This window comes from Actinomadura darangshiensis, assembly GCF_004349235.1.
Lineage (GTDB): Bacteria > Actinomycetota > Actinomycetes > Streptosporangiales > Streptosporangiaceae > Spirillospora > Spirillospora darangshiensis.
The window spans coordinates 1-22,644 of the sequence record NZ_SMKY01000137.1; the positions used below are offsets into that span (position 1 = coordinate 1).

The following is a 22,644-nucleotide window of genomic DNA, read 5'->3' on the forward strand; positions in this document are numbered from 1 at the left end:
CCTTCCCCCACTCCCCGCGCCGCACGGCGTGTCGGGACTACACCAGCGCGTGACCGTATTCGCCCGCCAGGGCCGCGAGTTCGGGCTCACCAAAGGACGCGCGCATCGCCTCGAACACCGCGACCTTGTCCTCGCCGTACCGCCGCACGTTCACGGCATACGAGTCCGCCGACACGAACGTCGGCGGATCGGTCTTGCTGTGGAACTTGTCGGCGTACATGACGAGCCGCTCCTCGCCGCTCTCGGCCAGGTAGTCGGCGACCGGCAGCGGAAGCCCCTGCCGCTCGACGTCGCCGCGTGTCAGCCCGACCCCGGTGTGATGGGAGCAGAACCGGCAGATCTCCTCGGGGAACCCCTCGTCCTGGAGGATCGCGTGCCCGAGGACCCCGTGCCGGACGTACCCCTTGTGATCGATCTCGCCGGACGTGCCGTACAGCCGGTAGACGCCGATGTCATGCAGCAGGCACCCGGCCCGCACGAGATCCGCGTCGACCCCGAGCCCCGTCCTGTCCATGATCTGCTCGGCGATCTCGCACACGATCACGCAGTGCGTCCACACGACCTCGAACGCCTCAGACCCCGGCGCGTACTTCTCATGCAGCGCCCGAATCTCCCCGTCACCCGGAATCTCCACCCCACGACCCTACGCAGGCACGCCCGTCCACAACGGACCACGCGGCAGCAAAAGGCTGGCCCCGGACGCGACCGTGCCCCCAGGAAACGGTCCTGGGGGCACGGTCATGTCAGTGCTGCTACTGCGTCACACCCTCGGACTTGGCGACCAGGCGGGCGAGCGTCCCGGCCATCTCCTCCTGGCGAGCGGCCATCTTGCCCAACTCGCCCATGAGCAGGTTGACGGCCGAGCCCAGCTCGCCCCTGAGCGAGCCCAGCTCGCCTCTGAACTCCTGCCTGACCAAGCCGAGTTCCCTCGCGAGGTCGTCCTTGGTGACCAGGTCCTTAAGGTCTTCCTTGGTGACCAGGTCACCGAGGGTGACCTGTTCGAGGGGCTTGGGCGACATGACGGGCATGCTATCTCTCCTCCTGGTCCTGTGTTCGCCGGAGAGCGACACCTCAACCTGACACGCCCAGAGGACTCTCGGTCGTCATTCGATCACGTTTAGCCACAACGAACCACCTCCAAATCACCCCACCCTCCGGCGACCTCCCTGGGGTGCCCCTAGGGCCCCCTTAGGCGTTCCTAGGGCCGAAGGGCGGGAACCCCGATCCTGCACGGAAACGGGGGCGGTGGTGGGTTAGGTGGTTGTTTCGGTGCGGTCGGCGCCCCAGAGGGTGTGGTAGGAGCCTTCGCGGTCGACTCGGCGGTAGGTGTGGGCGCCGAAGAAGTCGCGCTGGCCCTGGGTGAGCGCGGCCGGCAGGCGGTCGGCGCGCAGCGAGTCGTAGTAGGCCAGAGCCGTGGAGAAGCCGGGCGCCGGGATGCCGAGGCGGGCGGCGGCGGCGACCACGTCGCGCCAGGCGTCCTGGGCGTCGCCGACGGCCTCGGCGAAGTGGTCGTCGGTCAGCAGGGTCGGCGTGCGCGGGTCGGCCGCGTAGGCGGCGCGGATGCGGTCCAGGAAGCGGGCGCGGATGATGCAGCCGCCGCGCCAGATGGCGGCCATCGCGCCGAGGTCGATGTTCCAGCCGTACTCGGCGCTGCCCGCCTGGATCTCGTGGAACCCCTGCGCGTAGGCGACGATCTTGGACGCGTAGAGGGCCTTCTCGACGGAGTCGGCGAAGCCCGAGTCGGCGATGGCGCTGCGGGACGGGCCCGGCAGGCCCCGGGCGGCCTCGCGGAGGGCGGCGTGGCCGGAGACGGAGCGGGCGAAGACGGCCTCGGCGATGCCGCCGACGGGGACGCCGAGGTCGAGGGCGGTCTGGACGGTCCAGCGCCCGGTGCCCTTCTGCTCGGCCTGGTCGAGGACGACGTCCACGAACGGCTTGCCGGTGGCGGCGTCGGTGTGCGCGAGGACCTCGGCGGTGATCTCGATGAGGTAGGAGCCGAGGCGGCCGGTGTTCCAGGTGCGGAACACCTCGGCGATCTCGGCGGGCGCGAGGCCGGCGGCGTGCCGCAGCAGGTCGTAGGACTCGGCGATCAGCTGCATGTCGGCGTACTCGATGCCGTTGTGCACCATCTTCACGAAGTGCCCGGCGCCGTCGGGGCCGACGTGGGTGCAGCAGGGCGTCCCGTCCACCTTGGCGGAGATGTCCTCCAGGAGGGGGCCGAGGGCCTCGTAGGACTCGGCGGAGCCGCCGGGCATGATGCTCGGGCCGTGCAGGGCCCCTTCCTCGCCGCCGGAGATGCCGGTGCCGACGAAGTGGAGGCCGCGTTCGCGGAGCGCGGCCTCGCGGCGGCGGGTGTCGGCGAAGTTGGCGTTGCCGCCGTCGACGATCATGTCGCCGGGCTCCAGCAGCGGGGCGAACTCGTCGATGACGGCGTCGGTCGGCCCGCCCGCCTTCACCATGATCACCAGGCGCCGGGGCCGCTCCAGGGACGCCACGAACCGCTCGGCGGTCTCGGCCGGGAGGAAGGTCCCCTCGTCGCCGAACTCCTCCACGAGCGCCTTCGTCCGGGCGGCGGTGCGGTTGTGCACGGCGACGGGATGCCCGTGCCGGGCGAGGTTGCGGGCCAGGTTCCGGCCCATCACCGCAAGCCCGGTGACGCCGATTCGCGCCTTCTGCATTGGCTCATTCCTCCTCGTGTGCGACCCTGACCAAGGGTTGTACGCGGATCATGATCCGCCCGTTCGAGCGGCCGGACCCCGTGTTCGGCTGCGCGAACGGGAAGCGGTCGGGGATCATTCCGATGGTGTCATTCTCCAGGGGGGTGCGGATGCTGGGACTGCCGGACGAGGCGGCGGCGTGTCTCTTCGATCTCGACGGGGTGCTGACCCGGACGGCTTCGGTCCACGCCGCGGCGTGGAAGGAGATGTTCGACGGCTACCTCCGCGAGCGGGCCGGGCGGACCGGTGAGCCGTTCACCGAGTTCGACCCGGTGCGCGACTACGGCCGGTACGTGGACGGCAAGAAGCGCGAGGACGGCACGCGCTCGTTCCTGGAGTCGCGCGGCATCACCCTGCCGGAGGGCGATCCGGACGACCCGCCCGAGAACGAGACGATCCGGGGTCTCGGGAACCGCAAGAACGCCCTCGTCCTCACGCTGATCGAGGAGAAGGGCGTCGAGACGTTCGACGGGTCGATCGACTACGTCCGGGCGGCGCGCGAGGCCGGGCTGAAGACGGCCGTGGTGTCCTCCAGCGCCAACACCGTCCAGGTCCTGCGGACGGTCGGCATCACCGGCCTGTTCGACGCGCGCGTGGACGGGGTGGTCGCGGCCGAGCGGAACCTGCCCGGCAAGCCCGCGCCCGACATGTTCCTGGAGGGGGCGCGGGAACTCGGCCTCCCGGCGGCGAAGGCCGTCGTCTTCGAGGACGCGCTCGCCGGCGTCGAGGCGGGGCGGGCCGGCGGGTTCGCCTATGTGGTCGGCGTCAACCGCGTCGGCGACGCGCACGCGAAGTCGCTCGCCGAGCACGGCGCCGACGTCGTGGTCAACGACCTTTCCGAGCTGATGGAGAACGAGTGAACGACCCGGAGGGCCAGAGCGCCGTCGACCGGCCGGTGTTCATGGTGGAGCCCTGGTGCGTCCGGGAGCCGGAGCTGCGGCTGGACCGGCTGGCGCAGAGCGAGTCGGTGTTCGCCCTGTCCAACGGCCATCTCGGCCTGCGCGGCAACCTGGACGAGGGCGAGCCGCACGGGCTGCCCGGCACGTACCTGAACAGCTTCTACGAGCAGCGCCCGCTGCCGCACGCCGAGACCGCCTACGGCTATCCCGAGTCGGGCCAGACGGTCATCAACGTCACCAACGGCAAGGTGATCCGGCTGCTGGTGGACGACGAGCCGTTCGACGTCCGCTACGGCCGCCTCCACCACCACGAGCGGATCCTGGACATGCGGGCGGGCACGCTCACCCGGCAGGTCGAGTGGACCTCCCCCGCCGACCGGACGATCAAGGTCACCTCGACCCGGCTGGTGTCGCTGACCCAGCGGGCCATCGCGGCGATCTGCTACGAGGTCGAGCCGGTGGACGCGGCGGTCCGCGTGGTCGCGCAGTCGGAGCTGGTGGCCAACGAGGCGCTGCCCGGCGGCGGCAAGGACCCGCGCGCGTCCGCGATCCTCGCCAGCCCCTTGGTCGGCGAGGAGCACGTCGCCAACGGCAAGAAGGTCCTGCTGCTGCACCGGACCCGGCAGAGCGGGCTGCGGATGGCGGCCGGGATGTCGCACGACATCGAGGGCCCGAAGTCGATGGCGATCGACACCGAGTCCTCCAAGGACGTCGGCCGGCTGACGGTCGCGACGCGCCTGGAGCCGGGCCAGCGGCTGCGCATCGTCAAGTACGTCGCGTACGGGTGGTCGAGCCAGCGGTCCCGCCCGGCGCTGCACGACCAGGTGGTCGGGGCGCTGGCGGGCGCCCGGCAGACCGGCTTCGACGGCCTGCTGGACGAGCAGCGCGAGTACCTCGACGCCTTCTGGGAGGGCGCCGACATCGAGGTCGACGGCGACGCCGAGATCCAGCAGGCGATCCGGTTCGGGCTGTTCCACGTCCTGCAGGCGGGGGCGCGCGCGGAGCGCCGCATGATCCCGGCCAAGGGGCTGACGGGCCCGGGCTACGACGGGCACACGTTCTGGGACACCGAGACGTTCGTGATGCCCGTGCTGACCTACACGTCTCCAGGGGCCGCGGCGGACGCGCTCGCCTGGCGGCACATGACGCTGCCCCTCGCCGTGGAGCGCGCCAATCAGCTCGGGCTGGGCGGCGCTACGTTCCCCTGGCGGACGATCCGCGGCCATGAATGCTCGGGCTACTGGCCCGCCGGGACCGCCGCGTTCCACATCAACGCCGACATCTCCGACGCCGTCGTCCGGTACGTGGACGCCACCGAGGACGAGCAGTTCGAGCGGGAGATCGGGCTCGACATCCTGGTGCAGACGGCCCGGCTGTGGCGGAGCCTCGGCCACCACGACGTCGGCGGCGTGTTCCGCATCGACGGGGTCACCGGCCCCGACGAGTACAGCGCGGTCGTCGACAACAACGTCTACACCAACCTCATGGCGCGCCGGAACCTCCAGGAGGCCGCCGAGATGGCCATGCGGCACCCGGACGGCGCCGCCCGGCTCGGCGTCAACGCCGAGGAGGCCGCGTCGTGGCGGGACGCGGCGGCGGCCATGCTCATCCCCTACGACGACCGGCTGGGCGTCCACCCGCAGAGCGAGAGCTTCACCAACCACGCCCGCTGGGACTTCGCGGCCACGAAGCCCGACCACTATCCGCTGCTGCTGAACTACCCCTACTTCGACCTCTACCGGAAGCAGGTCGTCAAGCAGGCGGACCTCGTCCTCGCCCTGCACCTGTGCGGGGACGCGTTCACCGAGGAGCAGAAGGAACGCGACTTCGCCTACTACGAGGGCCTGACCGTCCGGGACTCGTCGCTGTCGGCGCAGACGCAGGCCGTCGTCGCCGCGGAGGTCGGCCAGCTGGAGCTGGCGCACGACTATCTCGGCGAGACCGCGCTGATGGACCTGCACGACCTGAACCACAACACCCGCGACGGGCTGCACATCGCGTCGATGGCGGGCGCGTGGAGCGGGCTCGTCGCCGGGTTCGGCGGGATGCGGGCGGGCAGGGGCCGGCTCCGGTTCGCGCCGCGGCTGCCCGGCGGGCTGGGCCGGGTGGCGTTCCGGATGCGGTACCGGGGCAGCCTGATCAAGGTGACGGTGACGTCGGAGGACGCCTCCTACGAGCTGCTGGACGGCCCCGGCCTGAAGCTGTGGCACCACGGCGAGGAGTTCTCGCTGGGCGACGAGCCCGTGGAGCTGCCGATCGAGCAGATCGCGGCGCGCCCGGCGCCGACCCAGCCGGCCGGCCGGGAGCCGGCACCGCGCCGTATCGACCCGCACCGCGACCCGCGCCGCCGCTGACCTGCTAGGCGGTGCCGCCGCTCGGGCAGCAGTCCGGGTGCGGCGTGCCGTCCGGCGGGGCGTCCTGGAGACGGGACGCCCCGTCGTCGCCGCCGTGCCCGACGAGCAGCCGGCGCGGCCCGGGTCCTTCGTCGCCGAGCCGGTCGTAGGGGTTGGCGAGGGCGCACTTGTTGATCGACAGGCAGCCGCAGCCGATGCAGTCGGTGAGGTCGTCGCGCAGCCGTTCGAGCTGCCGGATGCGGTCGTCGAGGTCGCTGCGCCACGTCTCCGAGAGCCGGGCCCAGTCCGCCACCGTGGGGGTCCGCTCCTCGGGAAGGGTGGCGAGCGCGTCGCGGATGTCGCTGAGCGGGATGCCGACGCGCTGCGAGACCTTGATGAACGAGACGCGGCGGAGGGTGTCGCGGCTGAACCGGCGCTGGTTGCCCGCCGTCCGGCGGCTGCTGATCAGGCCCTTGGACTCGTAGAAGTGCAGCGCCGAGACGGCCACGCCGCTCCGCTCGGCCAGCTGCCCGACGGTCAGTTCGTGCACCCGGTGCTCCAGCCGCGTCATGGACCGCATCCTATGCGGCCTCAAGCATGGTCGAGGTCGCCGGGCCCGGGGCCGCGGTCAGCGGTGGGCGGTCGTGGCGCCGCCCATGCCGTGTCCCGCCCGCCGCGCCTGCTCGCCGACCTTGCGCAGCCGGAACGCGACGCCGAGCATGGCCGCGCCGAACAGGATCGAGAACAGCCCGATCAGCCAGACGATCGCGACCGCGCCGGACACCGGCCACGCGAACAGCAGGATCCCGAAGATCAGCGAGATGGCGCCGGTCAGGACGTACACCCACTCGCCGCGCAGCTCCTTGCGCAGCGCGATCGCGACGACGATCTCCAGGACGCCGGTGGCGACCGCCCAGGCGGCGATGAGCATCAGCAGCACGAACGCGGTGATGCCCGGCCACACCAGCGCCACGATGCCGAGCGCGATGCCGGCGGCGCCGGACAGCACGAGCAGGCCGCGCGGCCCTCCGGTCGTGCCGCGGAACGCCTCCGCGAGCGCTATCACGCCGTCCACCAGCGCGTAGGCGCCGAAGAGCACGACCAGCGCCCAGACGGTGATGCCCGGCCACACCCAGGCGGCGATGCCGAACAGGATCGCGAACGCGCCGCGCAGCGCGAGGACCCACCAGTGCCGGGTCATCAGCTCGAACATGCCTGCCTCCCGTGGCTCGGGCCTATCCCACTGCTTGCCGCGCGGGGCTGCGGGGATGCCCAACACCACCCCCAAACTGGGCAAATTCGACAGAAGGCAGGAATGCCACGCGCCCGCTCCCCGGCGGCGCGGAGCCGGGAAGCGGGCGCGTGGCGGCGTGCGGGTCAGTGCTCCAGGCGGCGCACCAGGTCGTGGTACTCGTCCCACAGCGCCTTGGGCGTGTGGTCGCCGAACTTCTCGAAGAACTCCGGCACGAGGGCGGCCTCCTGCTTCCACACCCCGGTGTCGACCGACAGGAGCATGTCCAGGTCGGCGTCGTCGAGGTTCAGACCGTCGGTGTCGAGCGCCTCCTTGGTCGGCAGGTGCCCGATCGGGGACTTGACGGCGTCGGCCTTGCCGTTGAGCCGCTCGACGATCCACTTCAGCACGCGGCTGTTCTCGCCGAAGCCGGGCCACACGAACTTGCCGCCGGCGTTCTTGCGGAACCAGTTGACGTAGTAGATCCGCGGCAGCCTCTCGGCGTCGGTGGCCTTGCCGATCTCCAGCCAGTGGCCGAAGTAGTCGCCCATGTTGTAACCGCAGAACGGCAGCATCGCGAACGGGTCGCGGCGCAGCTCGCCGACCGAGCCCTCGGCGGCGGCGGTCTTCTCGGACGCGACGTTGGCGCCGAGGAACACGCCCTGCTGCCAGTCGAACGACTCGGTGACGAGCGGGACGGCGGACGCGCGCCGGCCGCCGAACAGGATCGCCGAGATCGGGACGCCCTTCGGGTCCTCCCACTCGTCGGCGATGATCGGGCACTGCCCGGCCGGGGTGGTGAAGCGGGCGTTCGGGTGGGCCGCCGGAGTCTCCGACCCGGGGGTCCAGTCGTTGCCCTTCCAGTCGGTGAGGTGCGCGGGGGGCTCGTCGGTCAGGCCCTCCCACCACACGTCGCCGTCGTCGGTGAGCGCGACGTTGGTGAAGATGCTGTTGCCCCAGAGCGTCTTCACGGCGTTGGCGTTGGTGCTCGCGCCGGTGCCGGGCGCGACGCCGAAGAACCCGGCCTCCGGGTTGATGGCGTAGAGGCGGCCGTCGTCGCCGAACCGCATCCAGGCGATGTCGTCGCCGATCGTCTCGACCTTCCAGCCCGGGATGGTCGGCTCCAGCATGGCGAGGTTGGTCTTGCCGCACGCCGACGGGAACGCGGCGGCGACGTAGCGGGTCTCACCGGTGGGCGGGGTCAGCTTCAGCACGAGCATGTGCTCGGCCATCCAGCCCTCGTCGCGCGCCATCGTCGAGGCGATCCGCAGCGCGTAGCACTTCTTGCCGAGCAGCGCGTTGCCGCCATATCCGGACCCGTAGGACCAGATCTCCCGGGTCTCGGGAAAGTGCGTGATGTATTTGGTGGAGTTGCACGGCCACTTCACGTCGGCCTGGCCCGGCTCCAGCGGGGCGCCGACGGAGTGGACGGCCTTGACGAACGTCCCGCGCTCCTCGATGAGCCGCAGCGCGCCCTCGCCCATCCGCGTCATGACCTTCATCGACACCGCGACGTAGGCGGAGTCGGTGATCTCGACGCCGAGCTGGGAGATCTGGCCGCCGAGCGGGCCCATGCAGAACGGCACCACGTACATGGTGCGGCCCTTCATGCAGCCGTCGAAGAGGCCGTCCAGGGTCTGCTTCATCTCGGCCGGCGCGACCCAGTTGTTGGTGGGGCCGGCGTCGGACTCCTTCTCGGAGCAGATGAACGTGCGGTCCTCGACGCGGGCGACGTCGGTCGGGTCGGACGCCGCGTGGAAGCTGTTCGGCCGTTTGGCCGGGTCGAGGCGCGTGAGCGTGCCCTGCTCGACGAGGAGGCCCGTCAGCCGCTCCCATTCGGCGTCCGAGCCGTCGCACCACTCGACGCGGTCGGGCTTGGTCAGCTCGGCGATCCCGCGTACCCACTCAATCAGTTCGGGGTGGCCGGTAGGGGCCTGGTCGAGGCCGGGGACCTGGTAGGACACGGGCAACTCCTTCAGCTGTTCGCAGGATGTTTGCATGATGAACAAGACCCGTCGTTTTTGCCATTTGGTCTGGACCAATCCCGTCGGCTTCTGGGCCTTCCTGGCCGCTTTTGTGATTGATATCACCGGTACGGGGCACCCCCGGCCGGGCACGCCCCTTACCCGAGGTGGAGGGGTTCAAGCTGGGTAAACGTGAGTCTCGGTGGCCTTGACGGCCGCCCATATCGGGCTGCCCTCCGACAATTGGAGCTCCGCGACGGACGCCGGGGTCACGTCCGCGACGGCGTCGAAAGGCGGCCCGGCCAGCCGCACCCGGACCCGGTCGCCGTGCCGCTCGATCGCGGCGACGCGGGCGCGCCACAGATTTCGGGGGCTGCCGTCGGGACGCGTCCGGTACAGCGCCACCGAAGATGGCGCGAAGGCCAGGAAGACCTCACCCTCGAGTGAGTCCACACTGTCGAGCGTGGCGGCGCCGTCCCCGATCGTGACGATGCCCGCCTCGGCCCGCCCGCGGTACAGGTTCAGCCCGACGAGCCGCGCCACGTAGTCGGTGCGGGGGCGGCGGGCGACGTCCGCCGGCGTCCCGTCCTGGACGAGCCGGCCGTGCTCGATCACGACGATGCGGTCGGCCAGCACCATCGCGTCCAGCGGGTCGTGGGTGACCAGCACGGCGGCGCCCGCGAACCCGGCGAGGTGGCGGCGGAGCGCGGCCCGGATCTCCAGCTTCGTGTGGGCGTCGAGGGCGGCGAGCGGCTCGTCCAGCAGGAGCAGCCCGGGGTCGACGGCCAGCGCGCGGGCGAGCGCGACGCGCTGCGCCTGCCCGCCCGACAGGGCCCGCGGGCGGGCGGACGCGTACTCGGCGATCCCGACCCGCTCCAGCCACTCGGCGGCGGCCCGGCGCGCGGCGCGGCGGCCGGCGCCCTGGCAGCGCGGCCCGAACGCGACGTTCTCCAGCACGCTGAGGTGCGGAAACAGCAGGTAGTCCTGGAAGACCATGCCGATGCCGCGGCGGTCGGGCGGCAGCGGGCGCAGATCGTCGCCGTCCACCCGGACGTGCCCGCCCGCCATCGGGACGAGCCCGGCCAGGGCGCGCAGCGCGGTGCTCTTGCCGGCGCCGTTCGGGCCGAGCAGCGCCACGACCTCGCCGGGCGCGGCCGTGAGCGCGAGGTCGAGGTCGAACGCGGCACGCCGCACGACCAGCCGCGCGTCCAGTCCGCCAGCGTCGCTCACGTGTTCCCGACCCAGCGGTCCCGCAGCGCGGCCAGGACGACGACGGAGACGGCGAGCATGACGATGCTGAGGACGATCGCGGCCTGCGGGTCGGTCTCCAGCGCCAGGTACACGGCGAGCGGCATCGTCTGCGTCCGGCCGGGGAAGTTGCCCGCGAACGTGATCGTCGCGCCGAACTCGCCGAGCGCCCGCGCCCAGCACAGGATCGCCCCGGCCGCGACGCCGGGCGCGACGAGCGGCAGCGTCACCCGCCGGAAGATCGTCCAGCGGCCGGCGCCGAGGGTGGCGGCGGCCTCCTCGTAGCGCAGGTCGGCGGCCCGCAGCGCGCCCTCCACGCTGATGACCAGGAACGGCATCGCCACGAACGCCTCGGCCAGGACGACCCCGGCGGTGGTGAACGGGAACGTGATCCCGAACGTGCCGTCCAGCCATCCGCCGATCAGCCCGCGCCGTCCGAGCACGAGCAGCAGCGCGACACCGCCGACGACCGGCGGAAGCACCAGCGGCACGGTCACCAGGGCCCGGACGATCCGGACGCCCGGGAACCGGACCCGGGCGAGCGTCCAGGCCAGCGGGACGCCGAGCACCAGGCACAGGCAGGTCGCGAGGGTCGCGGTGATCAGGGAGAGCCGCAGCGCGTCCAGCACCTGCCCCTGCACGAGGCGGGTGCCGAGCGTCGACCACGGCGCCCGGACGAGCAGTCCGATCAGCGGCAGCACCAGGAACGCGAGCCCGGCCAGCGCGGGCACCAGCAGTACCCACGGCGGCCGCCCCGGCAGCCGGTCCGGTGGGCTCATGGCGCCTCGAAGCCCGCCCGCCCCAGCGCCGCCTTGCCCTGTGCACCCCGCACGAGCTGGATGAACTCCTTGGCCAGCGCGCTCTGCGGCGCCTTGGCGACCTCGGCGATCGGATAGTCGTTGATGGCCTTCGCCGCCTCCGGGAACTCGATCCCGGTGACCTTGCCGCCCGCCGCCTTGGCGTCGGTGCGGTAGACGAGCCCGGCGTCGGCCTCCCCGAGCGTGACCTTGGTGAGGACGGCCTTGACGTCCTTCTCCCGCGATACGGGCTCGACCTCGACACCGGCCGCGCCGAGCGCCGTCTTCGCGGCGGCGCCGCAGGGCACCTGGACGGCGCACAGGACGACCTTCAGCCCGGGCCTGGACAGGTCGGACACCTTCGCGACCTTGCCCGGGTTGTCCTCGGGAATGGCGATGACCAGGCGGTTCTTTGTGAACACCTGCGGCTGCCCGGACGCGTCCCCGGCGTCGGTGACGGTCTTCATCGTGGCGGGGCTCGCCGAGGCGAACACGTCGGCCGGGGCGCCCTGGGTGATCTGCTGCGCGAGGGTCGAGCTGCCGCCGAAGTTGAACCTGACCTTCACGCCGGGGTGCGCGCTCTCGAACGTCTTCCCGAGCGAGGTGAACGTCTCGGTGAGGGAGGCCGCCGCGAACACCGTCAGCGTCTTGCCGCCGCCGTCCTCCCCCTTGCCCGCCCCGGAGGGGCCGTCGTCGACGTCGCCGCAGCCCGCCAGGGCCGCGAGCAGCAGGGTCACCGTCACCGCAGTGCGCTTGAACACGATCCTCCTCAGCCCTGGTCGGGCACCTCGACGACGACGTTCGTCGACTTCACGACGGCGTCGGCGACCACGCCCGGCTCCAGGCCGAGCTCGTCCGCCGCCTCGCGGCTCATCAGCGACACGACCCGGAACGGGCCGGCCTGGATCTCCACCTGCGCCATCACCCCGTCCCGGACGACCTCGGTGACGATCCCGCGCAGCCGGTTGCGCGCCGAGGAGAACCGGTCGGCCTGGTCGGACGCGCCGTTCCCGCGCGCCTGGTCGCGCACGAAGGCGGCGAGGTCGGCGCCCGGCACCCGGCGGTGGCCGTGCTCGTCCCGGGACGCGGGGAGCCGCCCGCCGTCCACCCAGCGGCGGACGGTGTCCGCGCTGACCCCGAGCAGCGCGGCGGCCTCGCTGATCCTGAACGTCGTCACGCGGCCCAGCCTAGTCAGTCGCATTTGCGAGGGGAAGAGCGCTAGATGACCCGAACTTGCGAGCCGATCACACGCTCAGCCTCGCCGATGCGTTTCCCGCCACCCGCCTTCCGCTCTACTCGCCGCGAATGTCACCATCTACTTACATCCGCGTCCGCGAGGAGGATCCGTGACCCAGCAAGGCCCCGCGACCCTGGTGATCGAACGGCACGGGACGGCGAGCCTGCGCTCCCGGGCGGTCTCGGCCGGGGTCCGGCGGCTGGTCCGGCCCGGCCTCGCCCGGTTCGCGGCCCGGCCGTTCGACGACCGGGCGCTGCGCCGCGCCGCCTTCCTCGACCGGCTCGCCGGGCGGGCCGGCACACCGCGGCGCATCCGCGTGCAGCGGGTCCGGTTCGACGGCTTCGGCGCGGAGTGGGTGCGCGGGCCCGGCGCCGCCCCGCCGCGCGGCAAGGCGATCCTCTACCTGCACGGCGGCGGCTGGATCTCCTGCGGGCTGAACACGCACCGCCGGATGATCTCCTCGTTCAGCGCCGCGTCCGGCATCGCGGCGCTGTCGGTGGACTACCGGATGATCCCGGCCGTCCCGTTCGAGCGGGAGGTCGAGGACTGCGTCACCGCCTACCGGTGGCTGCTGGAGGACCGCGGCATCGACCCCGCGAACATCGTGATCATGGGCGACTCGGCGGGCGGCCACCTGACGTTCGCGACCGCGCTGCGCGCCCGCGACGAGGGCCTGCCGATGCCGGCCGCGCTCGCGGCCCTGTCCCCCATGCTCGACATGGACCTGGCGAGCAAGCTCGCGCACGCCAACATGGGCCTCGACCCGTCCGATCCCGGGGCGCTGCTGGAACGCCTCGTCGAGGGCTACCTGGGCCATCTCGACCTCACCGACCCGGCGGTCTCGCCGGTCCGCGCCGACCTCGCGGGCCTCCCGCCGGTGCTGCTGACGGCGGGGTCGACGGAGCTGCTGTACTGCGACTCCGAGCTGATGGCGCGGCGGCTCGCGGAGGCCGGGGTCCCGGTGACGCTGCAGGTGTGGGACCGGCAGCTGCACGTGTTCCAGATGTTCGGGCCCTACCTGCCGGAGTCGCGCGCCGCGATCGCCGCGCTCGGCGCCTTCGTCCGCGGCGCCGTGAAGCCCTGAGTCAGTACGCCTCCAGCAGCACCTCGGCGATCATGCCGAGGTTCGCCGCGTCCACGAGCCGCTCGCGCCTGATCCGCCCGAACGCGGTCACCTCGACGTAGGTGCGCTCGCCGTCGGCCGCGAGCCCGTACGGCCCGGACGCCGTCCGGAGCCGCGCCGCCTCCCCGGCGGTGATCTCGGCGGAGAACAAGTGGGCCCGGTGCGTGGACAGCGTGGCGTTCACCTGCCGCGCCCCGTGTGCGCGCAGCCGCCCGGGTTCCAGGGGCAGCCCGGTCTCTTCGGCGACCTCCGCGAGCGCGACCTCGAACGGGCCGCCCGTCCCCGAACCGCCCGGCAGCTCGTGGACGAGACCGTCCCGGCAAGGGCTGCGGAACTCCCGGACGAGCACGACCTCCGTCTCGTCGAGGCTCGGCCCGCGCCGGTACAGGACGACGGCCGAGATGCCGGGACGGCCGATGACGACCTCGTTGTCCTTGACCCGCCCCTCGGCGGTCACGTGCACGCGGACGTGCAGGCCCCAGCACACGCCGAACCGGAACACCACCCGCGCGCCGAGCAGGACGTTGCCGGCGTCCCGCTGCCCTGCGTACCAGCCCTGGAACGCCTCGTCCCGCCAGAGCAGCAGCGGGACCTCCCGCTCGCCGCCGGCCCGGGGAGCGCCCGCGCCGATCCGGTCGAGCGCCGCCGCGACCGTCCCCGGCAGGTCGGCCGCCACGGGCACGCCGGACTTCGCGGCGTAATGCAGCAGGTAGCGGTTGCGCGGCGCGTCCGGGGGCGCCCCGAACACCACGCGGCCGCTGTCGTGCCACATCCCCCACTCGACGTTCGTGGTGAACGCGGGCATGGTCTCGATGTCACGCGGAACCCAGAAGACGACCTCGTCGGCCAGGTGCAGGCACCGCTCCTCCCACTCGACCTGGCCGTCGTAGTCGGCGTAGCGGTCGTGCCGGGGCTCGGGGACGAACACCGCGAGTCGCCCGGCCTGCCAGCTGGCGCGCAGTTCGGCGACCGCGTCGGGCCGCCAGGGCGCGACCTCGGGCGATCGGGGCGTGGGGCCGGCGAGGAAGACGGCGGCGTCCCAGTGATCCGGTGGCTCCTCACGCGCGTAGACGACGGTGACGTCGGTTTCCATGCGGCATGCCCCTTCCAGCCGTGTGGACCGGCTTCCTTCGGGTAAAGGGTGATTCAAACCGAATCACCCGCCCGGTCAGGAGGAATGATCATGACTGGGACCATGCGAGTACCACGTACCCGGGGCGGATTCAGCGGACTCCTGCTGATCCTGCTAGGCCTGTGGGGCGGCCTGCTGCCCTTCGCCGGCCCGTACTTCAGCTTCGGCTTCGCGCCGGACGACACCTGGGTCTACAACACCGACCGACTGCAGCTCAGCATCGCGCCCGGTGCGGCGGCCGTGCTGGGCGGGCTGATCGTCCTGTTCAGCGCGCACCGCGCGTTCGCGATGTTCGGCGCCTGGCTGGCCGCGCTCGGCGGCGCCTGGTTCGCCGTCGGCACGTCCGTCGCGACGCTGTGGGACGTTCCCGGCGTCGGCGCCACGCTCGGGACGGGCGAGGGCCAGCGGCTCGCCGAGCAACTCGCCGGATTCACCGGGCTAGGCGTCGTCATCGTGTTCCTCGCGGCGCTCGCGCTGGGCCGGTTCGCCGTCGTCGGCGTCCGGGAGGGAGCGCACCTGGAGGAGCCCGAACATCAGGGCTCGAACACCACGCAGCCGCTCGTCTACGGGCGCTACGCGCGCGAGAACCAGCCCGGCCCCGGCGCCCCGCCACCCGCCGACCAGCACGTCGCCGGCGAGACCCGCTACAACCACTAGGCCGGTACGACCATTGAGCCGGTGGCCGCGGCCACCGGCTCAGTGGCGGCGGCCGCGCATGCTGCGGACGCTCTTGGTGGTCTCGTAACTGCCGCGCTCGTCGTCCAGCCGCACGTCGTCGCGGTCGGTGAACATGGCGACGAAGGCGACCAGCAGGCCGACACCGCCGATCCACGGCTCCCGCCACACGAAGCTGAGCGCCACGCACACGACGGCGACGACGATGAGCAGCAGAAGCTTCACGTAGCACCCCTCGACATGTGTCCACCACGAGAACAGCGAGTAATGGAAGACTTACTCGTACCCGCAGGTGCATACTGCCATGCCTCGGCCCGCCGGGGAAAGATGCCGGCCGGGCCGCGCACCGAATATTTCCGCTACTTGCGGCCCTTGCCGCGCTTCTCGCGGATCTTCATGGCGATGTCGAGCGGCGTCCCCTCGAACCCGAACTCCTCCCGCAGCCGGCGCTCGATGAACCGCCGGTAGCCCTCCTCCAGGAACCCGGACGTGAACAGTACGAACCGCGGCGGCCGCACCCCCGCCTGCGTCGCGAACAGCACGCGCGGCTGCTTGCCGCCCCGCACCGGGTGCGGATGGGAGTTCACCAGGTCGGCGAAGAACTGGTTCAGCTTGGACGTCGGGACGCGGGTGCCCCAGCCCTCCAGCGCCGTCTCGATGCCCGGCACCAGCTTCTCCATGTGCCGGCCGGTCCTGGCGGAGATGTTCACCCGTGGCGCCCAGCGCGCGTTGTGCAGCTGCCGGTCGATCTCGCGCTCCAGGTAGTGGCGGCGCTCCTCGTCCAGCAGGTCCCACTTGTTGTAGGCGATGACCAGGGAGCGGCCCGACTCGATCACCATCGAGATGATCCGCAGGTCCTGCTCGGCGAGCGGCTGGTCGGCGTCCACCAGCACCACCGCGACCTCGGCGCGCTCCAGCGCCGACTGCGTGCGCAGCGTCGCGTAGAAGTCGGCGCCCTGGTTCTCCTTGTGCCGCCGCCGGATCCCGGCCGTGTCGATGAACCGCCACGTCTTGCCGCCGAGCTCGATCAGCTCGTCGACCGGGTCGCGGGTCGTGCCCGCCACCGAGTCCACGACGGCGCGGTTCTCCCCCGCCAGCTTGTTCAGCAGGCTCGACTTGCCGACGTTCGGACGGCCCAGCAGCGCCACCCGGCGCGGCCCGCCCGTCTCACCGAACGTCTCCGCCGGGGGCTCCTCGGGCAGCGCGTCCAGCACCGCGTCGAGCAGGTCGCCGCTGCCGCGCCCGTGCAGGGCGCTGACCGGGTGCGGCTCGCCGATGCCGAGCGACCACAGCAGCGCCGCGTCGGACTCGGCGGCCATGCCGTCGACCTTGTTGGCCACCAGCACCACCGGCTTGCCGGACCGCCGCAGGATCTCCACCACGGCCTCGTCGACGTCCGTGGCGCCCACCGTCGCGTCCACCACGAACATCACGACGTCGGCCAGGTCGACCGCCAGCCGCGCCTGCTCGGCGATCGCCGCCGCCAGGCCGGCCGAATCGGGCAGCCAGCCGCCGGTGTCGACGACGGTGAACCGGCGCCCGCTCCACACCGCGTCGTAGGCGACCCGGTCGCGGGTCACGCCCGGGACGTCCTCCACGACGGCCTCGCGGCGGCCGAGAATCCGGTTGACCAGGGTGGACTTGCCGACGTTCGGGCGTCCCACCACGGCCACGACCGGTGCGGGGGCCGCGTCGGCGTCGACGTCATCGACGACGTCCACCGTTTCGATTTCGTAGTCGCTCACTGCTCACTCATGCTCTTTGGCGAGGCGGACTACCGCCTCGACGACCTCGGAGAGGCTCAGTTGGGTCGAGTCGATCTCTTGCGCGCCCGCCGCCTTCGTCAGCGGCGACGCCTTGCGGGTCGAGTCGAGGCGGTCCCGCCGCTCCTGCTCGGCCTGCGTGACCGTCACCGACGCGCCGGGGTCGGCGGCCAGGTCCTTCGCGCGGCGCGCCGCGCGCGCCTGCGCGCTGGCCGTCAGGTACACCTTGACCGGCGCGTCCGGCGCGACGACCGTGCCGATGTCGCGCCCCTCCACCACGATGCCGCCGGACCCGATGATCTCCCGCTGCAGCTCCACGAGCCGGGACCGGACGGCCGGGACGGAGCTGACCGCGCTGACCGCGTTCGTGACCTCGCGGGTGCGGATCGGGCCGGACACGTCCGCCCCGTCCACCGCGATCGACGGCCCGTCCGGGTCGGTGCCGGACACGATCACCGGCTCCGCGGCCCGGGCCGCGACGGCCTCGCCGTCCTCGACGGGCACGCCCTGGTTCAGCATCCACCACGTCATGGCGCGGTACATCGCGCCCGTGTCCAGGTAGCGCAGCCCGAGCGCGCGGGCGACGCCCTTGGACGCGCTGGACTTGCCCGACCCGGACGGGCCGTCCATGGCGATGACGAGCGACACGATCGCTCCCTCTCTGTTCGTCGCGAAGCGGGCGGCGCTCGTCGCCGCGCGGACGCGCAGAAAATCCCCCGAACAAGCCCCAGCGAACCAGGCTACCGGCCCCCGGGCACCGTTCCGGTCGCACAAGCCGGTAGCGGATCAGCATCTCTCTGGGGGGAGGCCCCCAACCCCCGGAAGAGCAGGCTGACCGACGCCCTCCGCTCCAGTCGCCGGTCAGTATCACTCTGGGGGGACGACCCCCCAGACCCCCCGGCAAGAGCAGGCTGACCGACGCCCTCCGCTCCGCTGAAGCTCCGCTCCAGTCGCCGGTCAGCCGGGGACGGACCAGCCGCGGGCGCGGAGTTCGGTGGCGAGGCGCTCGGCGGCCTCGGGGACGACCGCCAGCTCCAGCACGCCCAGCGGGCGGCCCGGCGAATGCTCGATCACCACGTCCTCGATGTTGACCTGCGCGACCCCCGCCGCCTGGAAGATCATCGCCAGCTCGCCCGGACGGTCCGGGATGACCACCTGGACGGTCGCGTAGGCGGGCTGGTCGCCACCGTGCTTGCCGGGGATGCGGGACCGGCCCGCGTTCCCGCGCAGCAGCAGGTCGGCGACGTGGGTCGCCGCCTCCTCGCTGCCGTCGCGCAGCAGCGACGCGGCCACCGCGAGGTCGGTCGCGACCGCCTCCAGCACGTCCGCGACCGGCGCCGAGTTCGCCGCCAGGATCCCGATCCACAGCCGCGGGTCGCTCGCCGCGATCCGGGTGACGTCCCGGACGCCCTGCCCGGACAGGCCCAGCGCCACCTCGTCGGCACCGGTCAGCCGGGCCGCGACCGCGGCCGACACCACGTGCGGGGCGTGCGAGACGAGCGCGACGGCCCGGTCGTGCTCGGCGGCGTCCACCTCCACCGGCATCGCGCCGCACGCCTTCACCAGGCCCATGACGACCCCGGCGGTCTCCGGCGTCGCCTCCGGCGGCGCGCACAGCGCCCACGGGCGGCCGAGGAACAGGTCGGCGCGGGCCGCGCTCGGCCCCGACCGCTCGCTGCCGGCCAGGGGATGCCCCGCCACGAACGTCGTCAGGTCGCAGCCCAGCCCGGCGGCCTGCGCCAGCGGCAGCGCCTTCACGCTCGCCACATCGGTGTAGGCGGTGGCGAGGCCGCGCTTCTGCGCGTCCAGCAGCGTCACCGCGACCGCCGCGGGCGGCACCGCGAGCACGGCCAGGTCGGCGGGCCCCTCCTGCGCCCCGTCCGGCAGCGCGTCGCCGGCGCCCAGCTCCACCGCCAGGGCCAGCGCCCCCGAATCCCGGTCGGTCAGCAGCACCTCGGCGCCGCGCTCCCGCATCGCCAGGGCGATCGACGTACCGATCAGCCCCGTCCCGACGACGACGATGCGCCGCGCCACCACGTCCTCACTCACGCCGCAAACCCTACTGCGCCCCGCACCTGCCTCGCTCCGCTCGGGCGCTATTGCGCCCCGCACCCTGCCTCGCTCCGCTCGGGCGCTATTGCGCCCCGCACCCTGCCTCGCTCCGCTCGGGCGCTATTGCGCCCCGCACCCTGCCTCGCTCCGCTCGGGCGCTACTGCGCGATGTCGAGCCGCAGCGCCGTCGCGCCGCGCAGGTACACGTGCTGGACGTCGGAGCGGGGACGGCCGGTCTCGATGTGCGCCATCAGCCGGATCACCCGCGGCAGCGCGCCGGGGACGCCGATCTCCGTCGCGCACAGCAGCGGGACGTCGTGGAACCCGAGCTTGCGGGCGGCCAGCGCCGGGAACTCCGTGGTCAGGTCCGGCGTCACCGTGAAGATGACGCTGATGACGTCGTCGGTGCTCAGCTCGTTGCGGAACATCACCGCGGAGACGAGCTCAGCCGTCGCCTCCAGGATCTGGTCCCGGTCGTCGGCGTCGATCTGCGTCGCCCCACGGACCGCGCGTACCGCCACTGTCGCCTCCCCTTCTCGCGTCCGGTCCCCTACAGCCCGACGGACTTGTACAGTTCCCCGACCTCGTGGACGGTGAGCGCCCGTATCCCGCCCGGCTGCAGCTGCCCCAGCTTGATCGGCCCGAACTCTATGCGGGCCAGCTGCTGGACGGGGAACCCGACCTCCTTCAGCAGCCGCCGGACGATGTGCTTGCGCCCCTCGTGCAGGGTGATCTCGACCAGCACCCGCCGGCCGACCTGGTCGAAGATCCGGAACTTGTCGGCCTTCGCCGGCCCGTCGTCCAGCGTCACCCCGGCCCTCAGCCGCCGGCCGAGGTCGCGCGGGATCGGCCCGTGGATCTCGGCCAGGTAGGTCTTGAACACGCCGTAGGACGGGTGGGTGAGCCGGTGCGACAGCTCCCCGTCGTTGGTCAGCAGGATCAGGCCCTCGGTGTCGGTGTCGAGCCGCCCGACGTGGAACAGCCGCTCGGGCACCTCCACGTAGTCGGCGAGGGACTTGCGGCCCCGCTCGTCCGACATCGTGGACACCACGCCGCGCGGCTTGTTGATCGCGTAGTAGCGCATCTCCGACCGGGTCTCGACCCGCTTGCCGTCCACGTGGATGACGGCGTGCCGCGGGTCGACGCGCTCGCCGAACCGGAAGACCTTCTTCCCGTCGACGGTCACGCGGCCCTCGCCGATCAGCTCCTCGCAGTGGCGGCGGCTGCCGATCCCGGCCTCGGCCAAGACCTTCTGCAGGCGCACGCCCTCGTTCTCACTCACGAATCCTCAACAATGTCGTCTGGAAGGTCATCGGGCAGGTAGGGGGCGAGCTCGGGCAGCTCGTCGATGTCGCGCAGGCCGAGCCGCTCCAGGAAGTACCCGGTGGTCCGGTACAGGTGCGCCTGGGACTCCGGGTCCTGGCCGGCGTCCTCGATCAGGCCGCGCAGCGTCAGCGTCCGGATGACGCCGTCGCTGTTGACGCCGCGGATCGCCGACACGCGGGCCCGGCTCACCGGCTGCCGGTAGGCGACGACGGCGAGCGTCTCCAGCGCGGCCTGGGTCAGCTTCGCCTGCTGGCCGTCGGTGACGAACCGCTCCACCACCGGGGCGCACACGTCCCGGGTGTAGAACCGCCATCCGCCGACGACCTCCCTGAGATCGAACCCGCGGCCCTGCTCGGTGTATTCCGCGGCCAGCTCCCGCAGCGTCCCGGCGACCTCCGCGCTGGGACGCTCCAGCAGCTGCGCGAGCATGATCTCGGTGACGGGCTCGTCCACCACCAGCAGGATCGCCTCGATCGAGGCGCGCAGCCCCGGGAGCTCCGGCACGTCCGCGCCGGGTTCCTCAGTCATCGGCTTCCTCGTCCTTCGTCTTCTCGCCCTCGCGGGCGTCGTCCTTCTTCGGGGCGCCCTCGTAGTCGTCGCCGACCTCGACGTCGCCCTCGTCGGTGCCGGTCCAGGTGACGTGCAGCTCGCCGAGGGGCTCCAGCTGCTCGAACGTGACGCTCTGGTCGCGGTACAGCTCCAGCAGCGCCAGGAATCGCGCGACGACCTCGTAGGTGCCCTCGGCGTCGGACGCGAGGACGCGGAACGTGGTCTTGCGCAGGCGGCGGAGCCGTGCCACGACGATCGCGGCCTGCTCCTTGACGCTGGCCTTCGGCTGGTACATGTGCTCGACCGACACCGACGGCGGCGCCTTCGGCGTGAGGGCCCTTGCGGCGAGCCGGGCGAACTCGTCCGGGCCGAGGCCGAGCAGCACCTCCGGCAGCATGTTCGCGAACTTCGGCTCCATCGGCACGAGGCGCGGGAACCGGCGGCTCGCATCGGCGATGCGCCCGGCGATGACCTGCGCGACCTCCTTGTAGGCCCGGTACTGCAGCAGCCGCGCGAACAGCAGGTCGCGGGCCTCCAGCAGGGCCAGGTCGTCCTCGTCGTCGACCTCGCCGGACGGCAGCAGCCGTGCGGCCTTGAGGTCCAGCAGCGTCGCGGCGACCAGCAGGAAGTGGCTGGCCTGGTCGAGGTCCCAGTCGGCGCCGTGCGAGCGGATGTGCGCGATGAAGTCGTCGGTGACCTTGTGCAGCGACACCTCGGTGATGTCGAGCTTGTGCTTGGAGATCAGGCCGAGCAGCAGGTCGAACGGGCCCTCGAAGTTGTCCAGGTGGACGCGGAAGCCGTGCTCGTCCTCCTCGGCCCCCTGCCCCGGATCGGGCTGCCCCGGGTCCGGCGGCGTCTCGTCCACGCCGCTCACGGTAGCGGAGGGCTCCTCCCGCGCTGTGCTCACCGGCCCCATCGTCCCATGCGCGGCGGGCGCTCGCACCACGGGCGATCACGAGCGGTGACGGCGCGTCCGGGGTGCGCTAGGCCCCGGTCATCCGCCGGACGAGGCCGTGCACGTAGGCCTGGGTGAACTTGTCCGCGCTTCCGCTGATCTGGACCTGGCCTTCGGTGATGGCCTGCATCACCTGCGGCGGATCGGAGATGAGCGCCCCGCCCACGAGCATGCCCATCCGGCTCGCCGGCTGCCGGCCCGCGTACGCCTGCGCCGCCTTCCCTGTCAGCGCACCGAACTTCGGCGTGTCCTGCGAGGTCAGCGTCAGCTGCACGGTCCAGCCCGAGGCACCCTGCGCCGGATCGGGCGCGGACGCCTTGATCTGCTCCAGCCGCCTGACGGTCAACGTGTCCGACCCGAACGTGTAGCACTCCGAGCCGTCGGCGGCGGCCTGGGCCGTTCCGCCGCACGGCGGCTGGGACACCTCGGAGACCAGCGAGAACGTCAGCGGCACGCGCAGGTCGACCGGGCCCGACGAGCCCGCCTCCGCGTCGCCCCCGCCGTCGCGCAGCACCAGGTAGCCGCCGACGCCGCCGATCAGCAGCAGCACGACGACGGTGGCGGCGATCAGCACGAAGACCAGCGCCCCCGGCCCGCGGGCGGGCGTGGGCGGCGGCAGGGCGCCGGGCGGCGGGCCGTAGGG

General features: G+C 72.4%; 24 protein-coding genes. 4 read left to right on the forward strand and 20 right to left on the reverse strand.

What is annotated here, in order from left to right; translation table 11 throughout:
• Positions 1 to 37 precede the first annotated feature (37 nt).
• From E1293_RS26175 to gndA, 3 genes are all read right to left on the reverse strand, one after another.
• A complete protein-coding gene (locus tag E1293_RS26175) occupies positions 38 to 634 on the reverse strand; it encodes an HD domain-containing protein (RefSeq protein WP_132200134.1) in 597 nt (198 codons plus the stop codon).
• A 118-nt stretch (positions 635 to 752) separates the two neighbouring features.
• A complete protein-coding gene (locus E1293_RS26180) occupies positions 753 to 1,019 on the reverse strand; it encodes a hypothetical protein (RefSeq protein WP_132200135.1) in 267 nt (88 codons plus the stop codon).
• Positions 1,020 to 1,253: 234 nt separating this feature from the next.
• On the reverse strand, positions 1,254 to 2,678 hold the full coding sequence (gene gndA, locus E1293_RS26185; protein WP_132200136.1) for an NADP-dependent phosphogluconate dehydrogenase: 1,425 nt from the start codon (positions 2,676 to 2,678) through the stop codon (positions 1,254 to 1,256).
• Positions 2,679 to 2,827: 149 nt separating this feature from the next.
• Here gndA and E1293_RS26190 point away from each other — a divergent pair, with 149 nt between their 5' ends.
• Together E1293_RS26190 and E1293_RS26195 are read left to right on the forward strand one after the other, a co-directional pair.
• Entirely contained in the window at positions 2,828 to 3,577 is a 750-nt protein-coding gene (locus E1293_RS26190) for an HAD family hydrolase (protein WP_132200153.1), read from the forward strand.
• Positions 3,574 to 5,970 carry a glycoside hydrolase family 65 protein gene (locus E1293_RS26195; protein WP_243716554.1) on the forward strand — a complete coding sequence of 799 codons (2,397 nt, stop codon included), beginning with the start codon at positions 3,574 to 3,576 and terminating at the stop codon, positions 5,968 to 5,970. The genes E1293_RS26190 and E1293_RS26195 overlap by 4 nt, the downstream gene beginning before the upstream one ends.
• A gap of 4 nt (positions 5,971 to 5,974) precedes the next feature.
• Here E1293_RS26195 and soxR read toward each other — a convergent pair whose 3' ends face one another.
• The 7 genes from soxR to E1293_RS26230 form a co-directional block, all read right to left on the reverse strand.
• The gene (gene soxR, locus E1293_RS26200; RefSeq protein ID WP_132200137.1) at positions 5,975 to 6,520 is read right to left on the reverse strand and encodes a redox-sensitive transcriptional activator SoxR; all 546 of its coding nucleotides are present in this window, start codon (positions 6,518 to 6,520) and stop codon (positions 5,975 to 5,977) included.
• Positions 6,521 to 6,577: 57 nt separating this feature from the next.
• Entirely contained in the window at positions 6,578 to 7,162 is a 585-nt protein-coding gene (locus E1293_RS26205; protein ID WP_132200138.1) for an HdeD family acid-resistance protein, read from the reverse strand.
• Between the two features lie 164 nt (positions 7,163 to 7,326).
• Complete coding sequence (locus E1293_RS26210) at positions 7,327 to 9,144, reverse strand: phosphoenolpyruvate carboxykinase (GTP) (RefSeq protein ID WP_243716556.1); 1,818 nt, start codon at positions 9,142 to 9,144, stop codon at positions 7,327 to 7,329.
• Between the two features lie 177 nt (positions 9,145 to 9,321).
• Positions 9,322 to 10,374 (reverse strand): ABC transporter ATP-binding protein, encoded by a 1,053-nt coding sequence (locus E1293_RS26215; protein WP_207939104.1) that lies wholly within the window; start codon positions 10,372 to 10,374, stop codon positions 9,322 to 9,324.
• Complete coding sequence (modB, locus tag E1293_RS26220) at positions 10,371 to 11,171, reverse strand: molybdate ABC transporter permease subunit (RefSeq protein ID WP_132200140.1); 801 nt, start codon at positions 11,169 to 11,171, stop codon at positions 10,371 to 10,373. The genes E1293_RS26215 and modB overlap by 4 nt, the downstream gene beginning before the upstream one ends.
• Positions 11,168 to 11,953: a molybdate ABC transporter substrate-binding protein gene (gene modA, locus E1293_RS26225; protein WP_424923677.1), complete on the reverse strand. Its 786-nt coding sequence runs from the start codon at positions 11,951 to 11,953 to the stop codon at positions 11,168 to 11,170. Before modA ends, modB begins: the two co-directional genes overlap by 4 nt.
• 5 nt (positions 11,954 to 11,958) lie before the next feature.
• The gene (locus E1293_RS26230; RefSeq protein ID WP_132200142.1) at positions 11,959 to 12,366 is read right to left on the reverse strand and encodes a TOBE domain-containing protein; all 408 of its coding nucleotides are present in this window, start codon (positions 12,364 to 12,366) and stop codon (positions 11,959 to 11,961) included.
• 169 nt (positions 12,367 to 12,535) lie between these two features.
• Here E1293_RS26230 and E1293_RS26235 point away from each other — a divergent pair, with 169 nt between their 5' ends.
• The gene (locus tag E1293_RS26235; protein WP_132200143.1) at positions 12,536 to 13,510 is read left to right on the forward strand and encodes an alpha/beta hydrolase; all 975 of its coding nucleotides are present in this window, start codon (positions 12,536 to 12,538) and stop codon (positions 13,508 to 13,510) included.
• Between the two features lies 1 nt (position 13,511).
• On the opposite strand, the gene E1293_RS26240 is transcribed toward E1293_RS26235, so the two are convergent.
• On the reverse strand, positions 13,512 to 14,642 hold the full coding sequence (locus E1293_RS26240; protein WP_132200144.1) for a nucleoside 2-deoxyribosyltransferase domain-containing protein: 1,131 nt from the start codon (positions 14,640 to 14,642) through the stop codon (positions 13,512 to 13,514).
• A gap of 102 nt (positions 14,643 to 14,744) precedes the next feature.
• Here E1293_RS26240 and E1293_RS26245 point away from each other — a divergent pair, with 102 nt between their 5' ends.
• Positions 14,745 to 15,338, forward strand: a complete 594-nt coding sequence (locus tag E1293_RS26245) for a hypothetical protein (RefSeq protein ID WP_132200145.1) — start codon at positions 14,745 to 14,747, stop codon at positions 15,336 to 15,338.
• A 39-nt stretch (positions 15,339 to 15,377) separates the two neighbouring features.
• On the opposite strand, the gene E1293_RS26250 is transcribed toward E1293_RS26245, so the two are convergent.
• The 9 genes from E1293_RS26250 to E1293_RS47690 all read right to left on the reverse strand — a co-directional run.
• Complete coding sequence (locus E1293_RS26250; RefSeq protein ID WP_132200146.1) at positions 15,378 to 15,581, reverse strand: hypothetical protein; 204 nt, start codon at positions 15,579 to 15,581, stop codon at positions 15,378 to 15,380.
• A gap of 134 nt (positions 15,582 to 15,715) precedes the next feature.
• Positions 15,716 to 17,101, reverse strand: a complete 1,386-nt coding sequence (gene der, locus E1293_RS26255; protein ID WP_132200147.1) for a ribosome biogenesis GTPase Der — start codon at positions 17,099 to 17,101, stop codon at positions 15,716 to 15,718.
• A 3-nt stretch (positions 17,102 to 17,104) separates the two neighbouring features.
• Positions 17,105 to 17,767 carry a (d)CMP kinase gene (gene cmk / locus E1293_RS26260; RefSeq protein ID WP_132200148.1) on the reverse strand — a complete coding sequence of 221 codons (663 nt, stop codon included), beginning with the start codon at positions 17,765 to 17,767 and terminating at the stop codon, positions 17,105 to 17,107.
• Positions 17,768 to 18,076: 309 nt separating this feature from the next.
• Positions 18,077 to 19,168 (reverse strand): prephenate dehydrogenase, encoded by a 1,092-nt coding sequence (locus E1293_RS26265; protein ID WP_243716559.1) that lies wholly within the window; start codon positions 19,166 to 19,168, stop codon positions 18,077 to 18,079.
• A gap of 161 nt (positions 19,169 to 19,329) precedes the next feature.
• Positions 19,330 to 19,692: a chorismate mutase gene (gene aroH / locus E1293_RS26270; protein ID WP_132200149.1), complete on the reverse strand. Its 363-nt coding sequence runs from the start codon at positions 19,690 to 19,692 to the stop codon at positions 19,330 to 19,332.
• Positions 19,693 to 19,721: 29 nt separating this feature from the next.
• Entirely contained in the window at positions 19,722 to 20,453 is a 732-nt protein-coding gene (locus E1293_RS26275) for a pseudouridine synthase (RefSeq protein WP_132200150.1), read from the reverse strand.
• Positions 20,450 to 21,025, reverse strand: coding sequence for an SMC-Scp complex subunit ScpB (gene scpB / locus E1293_RS26280; RefSeq protein ID WP_132200151.1), 576 nt, complete (start codon positions 21,023 to 21,025; stop codon positions 20,450 to 20,452). The genes E1293_RS26275 and scpB overlap by 4 nt, the downstream gene beginning before the upstream one ends.
• The gene (locus E1293_RS26285) at positions 21,018 to 21,911 is read right to left on the reverse strand and encodes a segregation and condensation protein A (RefSeq protein ID WP_243716561.1); all 894 of its coding nucleotides are present in this window, start codon (positions 21,909 to 21,911) and stop codon (positions 21,018 to 21,020) included. The genes scpB and E1293_RS26285 overlap by 8 nt, the downstream gene beginning before the upstream one ends.
• 118 nt (positions 21,912 to 22,029) lie before the next feature.
• On the reverse strand, positions 22,030 to 22,644 hold a 615-nt coding region (locus tag E1293_RS47690; protein WP_424923675.1), incomplete at its 5' end, for a SecDF P1 head subdomain-containing protein.

Coding starts and splice junctions, on each gene's coding strand:
- E1293_RS26180 (WP_132200135.1), bottom strand. CDS start 1,019: ATGTCGCCCAAGCCCCTCGAACAGGTCACCCTCGGTGACCTGGTCACC.
- gndA (WP_132200136.1), bottom strand. CDS start 2,678: ATGCAGAAGGCGCGAATCGGCGTCACCGGGCTTGCGGTGATGGGCCGG.
- E1293_RS26190 (WP_132200153.1), top strand. CDS start 2,828: ATGCTGGGACTGCCGGACGAGGCGGCGGCGTGTCTCTTCGATCTCGAC.
- soxR (WP_132200137.1), bottom strand. CDS start 6,520: ATGACGCGGCTGGAGCACCGGGTGCACGAACTGACCGTCGGGCAGCTG.
- E1293_RS26205 (WP_132200138.1), bottom strand. CDS start 7,162: ATGTTCGAGCTGATGACCCGGCACTGGTGGGTCCTCGCGCTGCGCGGC.
- modB (WP_132200140.1), bottom strand. CDS start 11,171: ATGAGCCCACCGGACCGGCTGCCGGGGCGGCCGCCGTGGGTACTGCTG.
- E1293_RS26240 (WP_132200144.1), bottom strand. CDS start 14,642: ATGGAAACCGACGTCACCGTCGTCTACGCGCGTGAGGAGCCACCGGAT.
- E1293_RS26245 (WP_132200145.1), top strand. CDS start 14,745: ATGCGAGTACCACGTACCCGGGGCGGATTCAGCGGACTCCTGCTGATC.
- scpB (WP_132200151.1), bottom strand. CDS start 21,025: ATGACTGAGGAACCCGGCGCGGACGTGCCGGAGCTCCCGGGGCTGCGC.